13 protein-coding genes and 1 pseudogene are annotated in these 12126 nt (G+C 63.7%); 10 read left to right on the top strand and 4 right to left on the bottom strand.

Going from position 1 to position 12126, the window contains the following annotated elements; all coding sequences use genetic code 11:
• Nucleotides 1-42 precede the first annotated feature (42 nt).
• On the top strand, nt 43-819 hold the full coding sequence (locus FJ443_RS29945; RefSeq protein ID WP_140500153.1) for a FadR/GntR family transcriptional regulator: 777 nt from the start codon (nt 43-45) through the stop codon (nt 817-819).
• A 33-nt stretch (nt 820-852) separates the two neighbouring features.
• Here FJ443_RS29945 and FJ443_RS29940 read toward each other — a convergent pair whose 3' ends face one another.
• Nucleotides 853-1140, bottom strand: a complete 288-nt coding sequence (locus tag FJ443_RS29940; RefSeq protein WP_140499848.1) for a DUF3175 domain-containing protein — start codon at nt 1138-1140, stop codon at nt 853-855.
• 197 nt (nt 1141-1337) lie between these two features.
• Here FJ443_RS29940 and FJ443_RS29935 point away from each other — a divergent pair, with 197 nt between their 5' ends.
• From FJ443_RS29935 to FJ443_RS29905, 7 genes are all read left to right on the top strand, one after another.
• Complete coding sequence (locus FJ443_RS29935; protein ID WP_140666835.1) at nt 1338-2582, top strand: MFS transporter; 1245 nt, start codon at nt 1338-1340, stop codon at nt 2580-2582.
• A gap of 164 nt (nt 2583-2746) precedes the next feature.
• Nucleotides 2747-3775, top strand: coding sequence for a LacI family DNA-binding transcriptional regulator (locus FJ443_RS29930; RefSeq protein ID WP_140499846.1), 1029 nt, complete (start codon nt 2747-2749; stop codon nt 3773-3775).
• A 309-nt stretch (nt 3776-4084) separates the two neighbouring features.
• Nucleotides 4085-5212, top strand: coding sequence for a sugar ABC transporter substrate-binding protein (locus FJ443_RS29925; RefSeq protein WP_140515835.1), 1128 nt, complete (start codon nt 4085-4087; stop codon nt 5210-5212).
• 79 nt (nt 5213-5291) lie between these two features.
• On the top strand, nt 5292-6839 hold the full coding sequence (locus FJ443_RS29920) for a sugar ABC transporter ATP-binding protein (protein WP_140515833.1): 1548 nt from the start codon (nt 5292-5294) through the stop codon (nt 6837-6839).
• 13 nt (nt 6840-6852) lie between these two features.
• A complete protein-coding gene (locus FJ443_RS29915; protein ID WP_140499841.1) occupies nt 6853-7833 on the top strand; it encodes an ABC transporter permease in 981 nt (326 codons plus the stop codon).
• Entirely contained in the window at nt 7830-8816 is a 987-nt protein-coding gene (locus FJ443_RS29910) for an ABC transporter permease (RefSeq protein ID WP_140499839.1), read from the top strand. Before FJ443_RS29915 ends, FJ443_RS29910 begins: the two co-directional genes overlap by 4 nt.
• 69 nt (nt 8817-8885) lie before the next feature.
• Nucleotides 8886-9368 carry a gluconokinase gene (locus tag FJ443_RS29905; protein ID WP_140666849.1) on the top strand — a complete coding sequence of 161 codons (483 nt, stop codon included), beginning with the start codon at nt 8886-8888 and terminating at the stop codon, nt 9366-9368.
• A 62-nt stretch (nt 9369-9430) separates the two neighbouring features.
• Here FJ443_RS29905 and FJ443_RS29900 read toward each other — a convergent pair whose 3' ends face one another.
• Nucleotides 9431-9880 carry an Rrf2 family transcriptional regulator gene (locus tag FJ443_RS29900; protein WP_013530871.1) on the bottom strand — a complete coding sequence of 150 codons (450 nt, stop codon included), beginning with the start codon at nt 9878-9880 and terminating at the stop codon, nt 9431-9433.
• 258 nt (nt 9881-10138) lie between these two features.
• A complete protein-coding gene (locus FJ443_RS29895; RefSeq protein WP_140499837.1) occupies nt 10139-11125 on the bottom strand; it encodes a sulfate ABC transporter substrate-binding protein in 987 nt (328 codons plus the stop codon).
• 167 nt (nt 11126-11292) lie between these two features.
• Here FJ443_RS29895 and FJ443_RS29890 point away from each other — a divergent pair, with 167 nt between their 5' ends.
• Nucleotides 11293-11568: an antitoxin gene (locus FJ443_RS29890; protein ID WP_140562394.1), complete on the top strand. Its 276-nt coding sequence runs from the start codon at nt 11293-11295 to the stop codon at nt 11566-11568.
• A pseudogene (locus tag FJ443_RS29885) lies at nt 11568-11977 on the top strand (type II toxin-antitoxin system VapC family toxin). Before FJ443_RS29890 ends, FJ443_RS29885 begins: the two are co-directional and overlap by 1 nt.
• A gap of 2 nt (nt 11978-11979) precedes the next feature.
• On the opposite strand, the gene FJ443_RS29880 reads toward FJ443_RS29885, so the two are convergent.
• The coding region (locus FJ443_RS29880; RefSeq protein WP_181172152.1) for a TOBE-like domain-containing protein at nt 11980-12126 on the bottom strand (147 nt) is incomplete at its 5' end.

Raw genomic sequence — 12126 nt, 5'->3', positions numbered from 1 at the left:
GCCGTGCTTGACAGCTTGCTCAATCCGGACTTTCTGGAGCCTATGCGGGACGCGAAGCCGAACAAGGAAAAATCGCCGGCAAAAGCGGCATCGGCCGAGCGTCAGGCCGGCGTTCGCCGCACCGATGCGGCGCGCATTCCGGGTTCCAGCGTGCACACCTCGCTGGCCAGCGAAATCGGGCTCAGGATCGTGCGCGGCGACTATCCGCCCGGCACCATCCTGCCCAACGAAGCCAAATGGTCGGAGACCTTCAGCGTCAGCCGCTCGGCGGTACGCGAGGCGATCAAGATGCTGATGGCCAAAAGCCTGCTCGCCTCGCGCCCGAAGATCGGCAGCTGGGTCGAGCCGAAAGAACGTTGGAATCTGCTCGACCGCGACGTGCTTGCCTGGTACGCGACCTCGCCGGACCGCGAGGTATTTCTGAAGACGGTGCAGGAATTCCGCCACATCATCGAGCCGGAGGCATCCGCTTTTGCCGCCATGCGGCGGACCGACGAGCAGATGGCCGAAATCAGCCAGGCCTGCCGCGAGATGGGCGAGGCACCAAGCCTGCAGGAGCGCACCCGCGCCGACACGCGCTTTCATCTCGCGATCCTGCGGGCGTCTGGCAACGACCTGCTGGTGCCGCTCGGGGTGCTGATCGAATCCGCCTTCGACCATCTCTTCACCTATACGACGCGGGAACTCGACGATTTGCAGCACGCACAGAAGATGCATGAGGCGATCGAGAAGAACATCCGCCTGCAGCGGCCCGACGCGGCGCGTGCCGCGGTGCGCAAGCTGCTCGCCAACACAGACGGCGTGATCAGGTCACGATAAGCCGTTCCAGGAACCCGTCACGCGGCTTGCTGCCTACTCTTCCTTCTCACGTCCGAACGCCGCGCGCAGTTCGTCCTTGGCGTCCTCGAGCACCTTCTTCTGCTTCGCCGGCAGGTTCTTGCCGGCACGGTTGATGTAGAAGTTCAGCATCGACATGGCGGACTGGAACGGTTCGGCCTTGCGCCGGTCGCTGTGTTCGGCCGACCGCTTGAGCGAAGCCGCGATCTTCTTCGGGTCGTGGGATTCGAAGACATGGTCTTCGAGATCCATGGCATTGCTGTGCTCGGTCACCTCAGCCGACCATTTCCGTTTCGCGGTCATGGCAATCTCCTTCGCGTTGAGCCGATTGCAAAACGTCCTTCATCGTCGCACGTTCCGGTGAGCCCGGAACCGGCGAACCCTGGAACCATGGAATTACCCACGTGGCGCTGCTCGGCGCCGCGAATGCGCCGATAGTGGTGGAAGGACCGTCGGCCGCTAGGCCGCATGACCGCGACCATGGTCAATGTCGATGACGGATGGGAAACAGCTTGGCCTCGATCTTCTCCTCACCAGCAGCCGGCAATGCGGTCGTCGACAGCTCGCATGCATGGATACGGCTGGCGGTGTCGATGCTTTTGTCAACAGTCGGCGGCGTCGGCATGTGGGCCGTGGTCGTGGTGCTGCCGGCCGTGCAGGCCGAGTTCGGCGTCGACAGGGCCGACGCCGCTCTGCCCTACACCGCGACCATGGTCGGCTTTGCCGCCGGAAACGTTCTGGTCGGGCGCGCCATCGACCGTGTCGGCTACTGGATCCCGGCGCTTGTTTCCTCGATGGCGCTGGTTGCCGGCTTCCTGCTGGCGGCGCTGTCGACCTCGATCCTGCAGTTCACGCTCGCCCAGGGCTTGCTGATCGGGGTCGGTACATCGGCGATCTTCGGGCCGCTGATCGCTGACATCTCGCATTGGTTCAACCGCCGGCGCGGCGTCGCCGTGGCGGCGGCCGCGGCCGGCAGCTATCTCGCCGGAACGATCTGGCCTACCGTCATGCCACCCCTGATGAAGGCGGAAGGCTGGCGCTTCACCTATGTGGCCATCGGCATCTTCTGCCTGGCGACCATGGTGCCGCTGGTGCTGATGCTGCGGCGCGGCGCCCCGATCGCGGCCGCCGGTTCCGCGGGCAGCCGGCTGGTGCAGCCGATCTCGTTGTCGCCGACGGCACTCCAGGTGCTGCTTGTCATTGCTGGTCTTGGCTGCTGCGTGGCGATGTCGATGCCGCAGGTGCATATCGTGGCCTACTGCATGGATCTCGGCTACGGCGTCGCGCATGGCGCCGACATGCTGTCGATCATGATGGCGGCCGGCGTGGTCAGCCGCGTGGCTTCGGGCTTCGTTGCCGACCGCATCGGCGGGGTGAAGACCCTGCTTATCGGCTCGGTGCTGCAATGCCTGTCACTGTTCTTTTACATTCCCTTCGACGGGCTTGCCTCGCTCTACGTCGTTTCGCTGGTCTTCGGCCTGTCGCAGGGTGGCATCGTGCCCTGCTATGCTATCCTCGTGCGGGAATACATGCCCGCCAGGGAGGCCGGCCAACGCGTCGGCATTGTCATCATGGCGACCATTTTCGGCATGGCGATCGGCGGCTGGATGTCGGGCTGGATCTACGACCTGACCGGCTCCTACGCCGCCGCGTTCCTGAACGGCATCGCCTGGAACCTGCTGAACATCTTGGTGATGGTGCTGGTGCTTTGGAAGGCAAGACGCGGCGCAACGGCGATGGCCTGAGGCAGAGCGGAAGCACTCGCCCGCAAGCGCCTCGGCTTGACAACGGGCCGGGGCTGCGCGACGCCAGAGGCGAGTGGTGCGGCACAGGCTGGTGAAATGGCGACAGCAACGTCGATCGTATTGCGGCAGCGCCTTGGCGGCCACGCACCGCATGGAGCCTGTCCTTGATCAAGCCGCGCTCGCGCCGAGGCGGCGGCCGCCCGACCATATCAGACGTCGCGCGCAAGGCGGGCGTAGGCGCCATCACCGTGTCTCGCGCCTTGCGCGAGCCGGAGCGGGTCTCGCAGGACCTGCGCCGCCAGATCCAGGCCGCCGTCGACGAGCTCGGTTATGTGCCGGATCCCAACGCGCGGGCGCTGGCCTCGGCCCGCGCCGAGGTGTTCGGCGTGCTGGTGCCGTCGCTTACCAACAACGTCTTTGCCGAGGTGGTGCGTGGCATCTATGACAGCCTGTCGGATAGCGCCTTCCGCATCCAGCTCGGCAACACCCACTATTCCGGCCTCGAGGAAGAACGGCTGCTGCAGGTGTTCGGGCCGCAAAGGCCGGCGGCGCTGATCGTGGCCGGCATCGACCAGACGCCGGCCTCGCGAAAACTGCTGGAGAATGCAGGCTGCCCGGTGGTCCAGGTCATGGAAACCGGCCCGGATCCGGTCGATATGATGGTCGGCTTCTCGCATCTGGACGGGGGCAGGGCGGCGACTGAGCATCTGCTCGAAGCGGGTTACCGCCGCATCGGATTCATCGGTGCGCGCATGGATCCGCGCTCGCAGCGGCGCTTGGCCGGATACCGCATGGCAGTGGAGAAAGCCGGCCTATTCGATCCACGACTGATCACCACCACGCCGGTGCCGTCCAGTGTGACGCTGGGACGCGAACTTTTCCGCGACGCGCTGGCCAAGATGCCGACGCTCGACGGCGTATTCTGCAACAATGACGACATCGCGCTAGGCGCGCTGTTCGAGTGTCATCGCGCTTCGATCGGTGTGCCCAAGAGGATCGGCATCGTCGGCTTCAACGATCTCGACATGATGCAGGTGGCGTTTCCCTCCGTCACCAGCATCCGCACGCCCCGCTACGAGATCGGACGGCGGGCAGTGGCCATGGCGCTGGCGGCGATAGGAGGCGAGCCTCCGCAGCAGCGCGTCGTGGATCTCGGTTTCGAACTCATGCGCCGCGAGAGCACGGCGCGCTGAACACGCTTTCGCGATCAAGAGAAAGGGCGCTTTACACGCCGTTCATGGTAGCGCTACCGTCGTCGTCGGACAGGAAAGAGAAATGCAACGGTACGGCGCCTGTCTATTATACATAAGCGACAACTAATTCTTGTTTATTATGTATAATATGCTATTTTCCCAGCAACCTGGGAACGACGGGGGAGGAGGCATCGCCTAGACCATTGGCCATCGGAAAGGCAGGTACGGCAAGGCAGGAGGAGCCGGAGCCGACCGTGCGAAATTCACATCGCGAAACGACGTCAGAATTACAAAATGGGAGGATTATCGATGATCAAGTCACTGGTAGGTGGCATCGTTGCCGCCAGCGCATTCGTCATGCTCAACTCGGCCGCCATGGCCGCCGGCCCCGAGATCGTGCCGGGCCCGGCCGCCCAAGCCGACTGCTTCGCGCCTTGGAGCGCGGACACGAAATTCTTCAAATATCCCAAAAAGGAAGGCCCATACCGCATCGCCTTCGCCAATGGCTATATCGCCAACACCTGGCGCATCCAGATGGTGCAGACCGCAAAGGCCTATGCCGCCCAGCCGGACGTCAAAGCCAAGATCAAGGAATTCAAGGTCGTCTCGACCGGCGAGGACGTGCCGGCGCAGATCTCGGCGATCAACAACTTCATCGATTCCGGCTATGACGCGATCGTCACCGACGCGCAGAACCCGACTGCTTTCGGCCCGGTCATCAAGCGCGCCAAGCAGGCTGGCATCGTGCTGGTCGCCTTCGACAACATCCTCGACACCAAGGATGCCATCAACGTCAATGTGGACCAGAAGGGCCTCGGCGAATTGTGGGCCAAATGGCTGGTCGCGAAGGTGCCGAATGGCGGCAAGATTCTCGAAGTGCGCGGCGTTGCCGGCACCTCCGTCGATACCGATCGCCACAACGGCATCCACGAGGTGCTCGACGCTTCCGGCAAGAAATGGGACGTCACCGAAGTCGCCGGCAAGTGGGACGACGGCGTGGCACAGAAGGTCACCGCCGACGCGATCGCCACCAACGGGCCATTCGACGGCATCACCGGCCAGGGCGGCGACACCGGCATCGTGCAGGCGATGATCGATGCCAAGCATCCGTTCGTGCCCTTTGGCGGTGAAACCGAAAACGGCTTCCGCAAGTTCTGCGCGGCGCATTCGGCCGACGGGTTGAAGTGCTCTTCCGCGGGCTCGGGCCCGGCCCAGGTCGCCGTCGCCATCAAGACCGCGATTGCAGCGCTCGAAGGCGAAGTGGTGCCGCAAGAGGTGAAGCTGCCGCTGGCGATCGCCGAAGATCCGAACATGAAGGAAGGCACGGATTACTTCCCGAAAGAGTCGGACAATTTCTTCGTCGGCAACTCCTTCCCAACCTGCGGCATCAACTTCAGCGCCCAGGAAATCATGGGTCAGACCAAGGAAAATCAGTAGTTTCCAGTGGATATCGTTTCGGCGCCGCGGCTAAGCCGCGGCGCCGGTTCTTGAATGTTCGAGCGCCCTGGGAGGGTTGATGGACGGTGCGGCTCCGCTCTTGCGCATGGAAGGCATATCGAAGCGCTATGGCGGCGTGCGGGCGCTGGAGAAGGCCGACCTGTCGGTCGAGGCCGGCAGCATCCACGCCATCCTCGGCGAAAACGGCGCCGGCAAGTCGACGCTGATCAAGATCATGGCGGGCGTCGTTGCGCCCGACGAGGGCCGCATGGTGCTGGACGGGCGAGAGGCGACCTTCGCCTCGCCGGGCGCCGCGAACAAGGCCGGCATAGTTTGCATCTTCCAGGAGTTGTCGCTGATTCCCGAACTCAGCGTCGCCGACAACATCGTCATATCCGATCCGCCGAAACGCTTCGGCATGATCGACCGCAAGGCGCAGCGGCGCATCGCCGAGGACGCGCTGGCGCGTGCGGGAGCATCCGACATTCATCCGCTGGCGCTGGTCAAGGACCTGCCGCTGTCACGCCGGCAGATGGTCGAGATCGCCAAGGCATTGGCCAGGAAGCCACGCATCCTGATCCTCGACGAGGCGACCTCGGCACTGACGGCGGCGGATGTGTCGAAGATCTTCGCCGTGCTGAAGCGGCTGCGTTCGGAAGGGCTGGCGCTGCTCTACATCTCGCACCGCATGAACGAGATCGCCGAATTGGCGGACCAGTGCACGGTGTTCCGCAACGGCCGCAATGTCGCCAGCTATCCCGCCGGCTCGAAGAGCGACAGTGAAGTCGTCGAACTGATGATCGGGCGCGAATACAGCCATATCTTCCCGCCCAAGCCGACATTCGCGCCGGCCACCACCGCGCCGGTGCTCGAAGCCCGCAAGCTCTCCTGGACGGATCGCCTGCACAACATCTCGCTGTCGGTCAGGGCAGGCGAGGTGGTCGGCCTCGGCGGCCTCGACGGGCAGGGCCAACGCGAATTGCTGCTCGCTTTCTTCGGCGTCCTGCGTGGCCTTTCCGGCCAGATCCTGGTCGACGGTAAGCCAGTGGGCATCGCCAGCCCCGCCGCCGCACGCGAGAACGGCATCGGCATGGCGCTCATTCCCGAGGATCGCAAGACCGAAGGCCTGATGCTGCCGATGACGGTGCGCGAGAACCTGTCTTTCGCCGCGCTCGACCGGCTGTCGAAAGGCGGCATAATAGACCGCGCCGCCGAGCAGCGGCTTATCGACGACATGGTCGGCCTGCTGGCGATCAAGACGGCCGGCCTCGACATTCCGGTCGGCGCGTTGTCGGGCGGCAACCAGCAGAAGGTCGTCATCGCCAAATGGCTGATGCGCCAGCCGCGCATCATCCTGCTCAACGATCCGACGCGCGGCATCGATGTCGGCACCAAGCAGGAGCTGTATCAGCTGATGCGCAAGCTGGCGGACGCGGGGGCGGCAATCCTGTTCTATTCGACCGACTATGACGAGCTGATCGGCTGCTGCGACCGTGTGCTGGTGCTCTATGACGGGGCGGTCAAGCGCGAATTGGTGGGCGCCGAAATCACCGAACGGGCTCTGATATCAAGCGCGCTCAACATGCCTGGCGGGGATAGCCCGGTGAACCGGGGAGCGAACGCGTGAAAGGGATTTTGGCGTGAAGGATTGGCGCTACTGGTTGGCGGAGCAGCGCGGAACGCTGCTGGCGCTTGGCATCTTCATCGTCATGTTCGTCATCTACACCGCGAACCATCCGGCCGGCTTCACCGCCAATGTCGTGCAGACGGCGGCCAACAAGGGCGTGCTGCTGGCCTTCGTCGCCATGGCGCAGACGCTGGTGGTGATCACCGCGGGCATCGACCTTTCCGTCGGCATGATCTTCCTGTTGACCAACTGCCTGGCCTCGTGGCTGGTGGTGGGCACGCCGGTGCAGACGGCGCTTGGCGTGTTGGCGGTACTGGCCGTCGGACTGCTGTGCGGGGCGATCAACGGCGCCATCGTCATCTACGGGCGGCTGCAGCCGATCGTCGCCACGATCGCCACCGGCGCGGTCTATTATGGCATCGGGCTTCTACTGCGGCCGTTCCCGGGCGGATCGGTCAACGAGGATCTGGCTGACGCGCTGACGGGCCGTGTGTTTGACGTGGTGCCGGCCAGCATGGTTGTGCTCCTGGCCGTCGTGTTGGTGATCTGGGTGCCGTTCAGCCGTTCGGTGCTTGGCCGCGCGGCCTATGCGGCAGGGTCGTCGGAAATGGCGGCCTACATGTCAGGCGTGCCCATCCGGCGCGGCAAGTTCGCAGCCTATACGCTGGCGGGGCTGCTGGCCTCGATCGGCGGCCTGTTCCTGACGTTCTTCACCTATACGGGCGAAGCGGCCTATGCCAGCGGCAACTCCTACACGCTGTTTTCCATTGCCGCCGTGGTGCTGGGCGGCGTCTCGCTGTTCGGCGGCAAGGGGAGTGCCATTGGCGCGATCTTCGGCGCGCTCGCCTTCCGCACCATCGGCGATCTGTTGTTCGTCTTCGATTTCGATCCGCTGTGGCAGCCGCTGTTCCAGGGCGTTATCCTGCTGATCGCCGTCAGCCTCGGCGCCTTCGCCCTGTTTCGGGTCCGCAACCGGCTGGAGTGGTTCCTGTGAGCGAGACGACATTGGGTGGCCTCGCCGGCCGCATGCCGAAATTCATTCGCCGCGCCGATCCCGCGGTGTTGACGGCCTTTGCCTGCATCGTGGTCCTGCTCCTGCTGGGCAGTCTTTATTCGCGCAGCTTCCTGTCGCCTGAATATCTCTTGCAGCAGCTCAAGGTGGCCTCGTTTCTCGGCGTCATCGCCACCGGCATGATGCTGGTCATCCTGCTCGGCCAGATCGACCTGTCGGTGCCGTGGTCGGTGGCGGCGGGCGCGATGATGGCTTGCGCTGCGGCCGCCTATGGCCCGGCCGGCGTTGCGTTGGCCATTCCATTCGGCATCTTGTGCGGGGTGCTGATCGGCATCGTCAACGGCATCGGCGTCGCCTATTTGCGCATTCCCTCCATGATCATCACGCTCGCCACCAACGCCGTCGCGCAAGGGCTGATGGTGGTCTACACCGGCGGCTTCTCGCCCCAGGATTCGGCCACCGGCGCCATGCGCTACCTGGCTACCGGCTTTGCCATTCCGGGAGTTCCCAACGCGGTCATCATCTGGGCGCTGATCGGCGCCGCGATGGTGTTCGTTCTGACCCGCACCGGCTTTGGCCGCACCGTCTACGGCATCGGCAACCGCGAGCGTGCCGCCTACCTCTCCGGCATCGACACAAGGCGCGTGGTGATGATCGCCTTTGCCGTCTCCGGCGGGCTCTCCGCCTTCGGCGGGGTGCTGCTTGCCGGCTACGCCTCCAAGGCGGCGCAGTCGATGGGCGACGCCTATCTCCTGCCGTCGATCGCGGCCGTCGTGCTGGGCGGCACCTCGATCCTTGGCGGGCGCGGCTCCTATCTCGGCACTGTCGCCGGCGTCATCCTGATCACGCTCCTGCAATCCATACTGTCGGTCATGCAGATGCCGGAGGCGGGTAGGCAGATCATCTACGGCGTCGTCATCGTCGCCATGCTGCTGCTCTACGGCCGCGCGCCGGCAAGCCGCTAGACCATCGTGGCGGAAAGGACAGTTCAATCGCCGACAGGCACCGCGGGGCCGGCGCCGGTCATCGTGGCAATGGGCGTCGCCGGCTGCGGCAAGTCGGCCGTCGGCATGGCGCTCGCGGAGAGACTGGGCGCCGTCTTCATCGAAGGCGACCGGCTGCATCCACCGGAAAACGTCGCACGCATGGCCAGAGGCGAGCCGCTCACGGACACTTTGCGCGAGGGATGGCTCGATGCGATCGGCGAGCGCATCGCGGCCTCGGCCGGCAAAGGGCAGGGCGTTGTCGCCGCCTGCTCGGCGCTGAAGCGAAGCTATCGTGAACGACTGCGCGGTTTCCGCCGTGACATCGTCTTCCTTTACCTGGAGATCGATCCGGCCATGGCGAAGCTGCGGGTCGCCAGCCGCAAGGGCCATTTCATGCCGGCAAGCCTGGTCGACAGCCAGTTCGCCATTCTCGAGCCACCGGCGGCGGATGAGCGGGCGCTGACGCTCGATGCGACGCACCCGATCGCCGATCTCGTCGCCGAGGCGGTGCGCATGACGCGGCGGTTCTGAACCTTGATCGGCGCCATACCGGCATGCGACTTACGCCGGCAAGTGCGGCTCATGCGCAGGATCTAGATCTGCGACGTCAACTCGACCGGAAAATCATCATTGTCGGCATCGCGCATGGCGGCAAGGCTGCGGTTGTCCAGCACCTCGGCGATTGCCTGGCGCACCTCGAGCATCATGTGCCGGACCTGGCACGTCGCTTCGTCGCAATCCTCGCAGCGCTGATACTGCGTGCGGCTGGCGCATGGGATCGGCGCCAGCGGCCCGTCCAGCACACGCACCACATGGCCGATCTTGATCTCCGAGGCCGGGCGGGCGAGGCGATAGCCGCCTTCCTTGCCTTTGCGGCTCTGGACGAAGCCGGCATTGCGCAGCTCGCCCAGAATGGCATCGAGGAATTTTTTCGGGATGTTGTTGGCGACCGCGATGTCGTTGACGAAGGCCAATTGGCCAGCCGGCAAGCCGGACAGATGCACGAGGGCCTTGAGGCCGTATTTGCCTTTTTTAGTCAGCATGCCCGAGTCAACCCATGAAGCCCCAACAATCCGCATCTGGCGGCTGTTTGTGTGCAAATGATGACGGGGCTTGTGGAGCGCTGCCGTTTCGCGAACAAGCCGATTTGTCGGCACGTTAGGCGCAAACGCGTTGATTCTTCGTAACCTTTTGCGCGGCTGGCGTCGTATTTGCCATATTTTGCCGCAAACGGCGAAAGCCGGCAAAGCGCCGGCTTTCCTGATTTGCTTACCGTAACGTGCTATCGCGCCGCGAAAACCTTATCGGCTGCCATAGGCCTGGTCGAGCAGGCCGCCGGCGGCGAAATGCTCTTTCTGGATGTTGTCCCAGCCGCCGAAGACGTTTTCCACCGTCAGCAGGCGCACGTCCGGGAAGTCGGCCTTGTGTTTGGCGGCGACGGCCGTGTCGCGGGCGCGCAGGCCATTGTCAGCGGCGATGTCCTGCCCCTCGGGCGTATAGAGGAAATCGAGATAGCTTTTGGCCAGATCACGCGTGCCATGTTCGTCGGCGACCTTGTCGACGATCGCCACCGGGAATTCTGCCAGCAGGCTGACGGAAGGCGTGACCTGCTCGAATTTGTCGTCGCCATACTCCTTGCGGATGCCGCGGGTTTCGGATTCGAACGTGATCAGCACGTCACCGATCTCGCGCTGCACGAAAGTGGTGGTGGCTGCGCGCCCGCCGGTGTCGAAGATCGGCACGTTGTTGAACAACTTGGTGATGAATTCCTTCACCTTGGCGTCGTCGCCCTTGAAGGCCTCCTTGGCGTAGGCGGTCGCCGCCAGATAGGTGTAGCGCGCATTGCCCGAGGTTTTCGGGTTGGGGAAGATCACCTGCACGTCGTCGCGCACCAGGTCGTTCCAATCCTTGATGTGCTTGGGGTTGCCCGCCCGCACCAGGAAGGACGGCAGCGAATAGAAGGGCGAGGCGTTGTCGGGAAAATCCTTCTGCCAGTCGGCCGAGACGAGGCCCTTCTTGACCAGGAAGTCGATGTCGGTGACCTGGTTGAAGGTGACGACATCAGCGCCGAGCCCTTCGGCGATGGCGCGTGCCTGAGCCGAGGTGCCGGCATGCGACTGGTCGATGCTCACGCCCGGGTGCTTCTCGATGAATGCCTTGTTGACCTGGACGAACAGTTCGCGGCCGACGTCATAGGAGGCGTTGAGCAGCTTGTCGGCAGACCAGGCTTGGGAAGATGCGAGGAACAGGCCGGCGACGGTGGCGACGCCGAGGAGAAATCGCTTCATGAAATAAGACTCCGTGTAGTGCTTAATCACCTGACCATAGTCCTGCGCCACTTGCCCGACGAGGCACGTGCAATAGTTTCGCGGTGCCACCGTAAGAAAAAATGTCGTCATGAACGCTGTCATTAGAATTTTGTTCCGCCCAATATGCATATACAAAGGAGGCAACCATGCCCCAACACCGCCATTCAACAACGCGGCCGTCGAAGGAGGCGAAGCTGTTTCGCAATAACCGCAGCCAGGCGGTGCGCATTCCTGTCGAGTTCGAGCTCCCCGGCGAGAAGGTCCTGATCAGCCGTGAAGGCGACCGCCTTGTCATTGAGCCGATCCGCAAAGCTGGGCTCGGCGCGTTGCTCGCCCAATGGGCAAACGAGCCGCCGCTCGGCCCCGAGGACGATCTTCCCGAAATCAATGATGCGCCAGTCGAATCCGAGGACATTTTTTGATGCGGTTCATGCTGGACACCAACATCATCAGTGACATGATCCGAAATCCGGCTGGCAAAGCCGCCAATGCAGTGGAGCGCGAGGGAGACGACGCCATTTGCACAAGTATCGTGGTTGCCTCGGAATTGCGATATGGCTGTGCCAGGAAGGGATCAACCAAGCTGCTCAAAAAAGTCGAGCAATTGCTGGCTGAGATTCCGGTCTTGCCGCTCGATGTGCCGGCGGATGCAGAGTATGTCGCCCTTCGTGCAGAGCTGGAGGCCGCCGGCCAACCCATTGGCCATACGACCTTTTTATTGCTGCGCACGCCTGCGCTATGGGCATCACTTTGGTAACGGCCAATACGGGCGAGTTCATGCGAATCCGCAACCTGAAGATCGAGAACTGGCTGGAGTGGTGCTCGGTCTAATATCAAGCCGCCGGAAACAGCTTCCAGCGGCCCGGGCGGAACGCTACCCGGCTCTTCTGTGCCGCGGGGTGGTCGACGGGCAGCTCGATCTCGACGCGCTGGCGTTCGCCGCCGATCTCGAGTTCCACCCGGCGGGTGCCGGCGACGCG

Origin of the sequence: Mesorhizobium sp. B2-6-1 (genome assembly GCF_006440475.1) — a bacterium.
GTDB lineage: Bacteria > Pseudomonadota > Alphaproteobacteria > Rhizobiales > Rhizobiaceae > Mesorhizobium.
This window is presented reverse-complemented; position numbering and strand designations above follow the sequence as displayed.

What these genes read in the sequence shown, in the direction of transcription:
- FJ443_RS29945 (WP_140500153.1), top strand. Translation starts at nt 43, where the DNA reads ATGCGGGACGCGAAGCCGAACAAGGAAAAATCGCCGGCAAAAGCGGCA.
- FJ443_RS29940 (WP_140499848.1), bottom strand. Translation starts at nt 1,140, where the DNA reads ATGACCGCGAAACGGAAATGGTCGGCTGAGGTGACCGAGCACAGCAAT.
- FJ443_RS29935 (WP_140666835.1), top strand. Translation starts at nt 1,338, where the DNA reads ATGGGAAACAGCTTGGCCTCGATCTTCTCCTCACCAGCAGCCGGCAAT.
- FJ443_RS29925 (WP_140515835.1), top strand. Translation starts at nt 4,085, where the DNA reads ATGATCAAGTCACTGGTAGGTGGCATCGTTGCCGCCAGCGCATTCGTC.
- FJ443_RS29920 (WP_140515833.1), top strand. Translation starts at nt 5,292, where the DNA reads ATGGACGGTGCGGCTCCGCTCTTGCGCATGGAAGGCATATCGAAGCGC.
- FJ443_RS29905 (WP_140666849.1), top strand. Translation starts at nt 8,886, where the DNA reads ATGGGCGTCGCCGGCTGCGGCAAGTCGGCCGTCGGCATGGCGCTCGCG.
- FJ443_RS29900 (WP_013530871.1), bottom strand. Translation starts at nt 9,880, where the DNA reads ATGCTGACTAAAAAAGGCAAATACGGCCTCAAGGCCCTCGTGCATCTG.
- FJ443_RS29895 (WP_140499837.1), bottom strand. Translation starts at nt 11,125, where the DNA reads ATGAAGCGATTTCTCCTCGGCGTCGCCACCGTCGCCGGCCTGTTCCTC.
- FJ443_RS29890 (WP_140562394.1), top strand. Translation starts at nt 11,293, where the DNA reads ATGCCCCAACACCGCCATTCAACAACGCGGCCGTCGAAGGAGGCGAAG.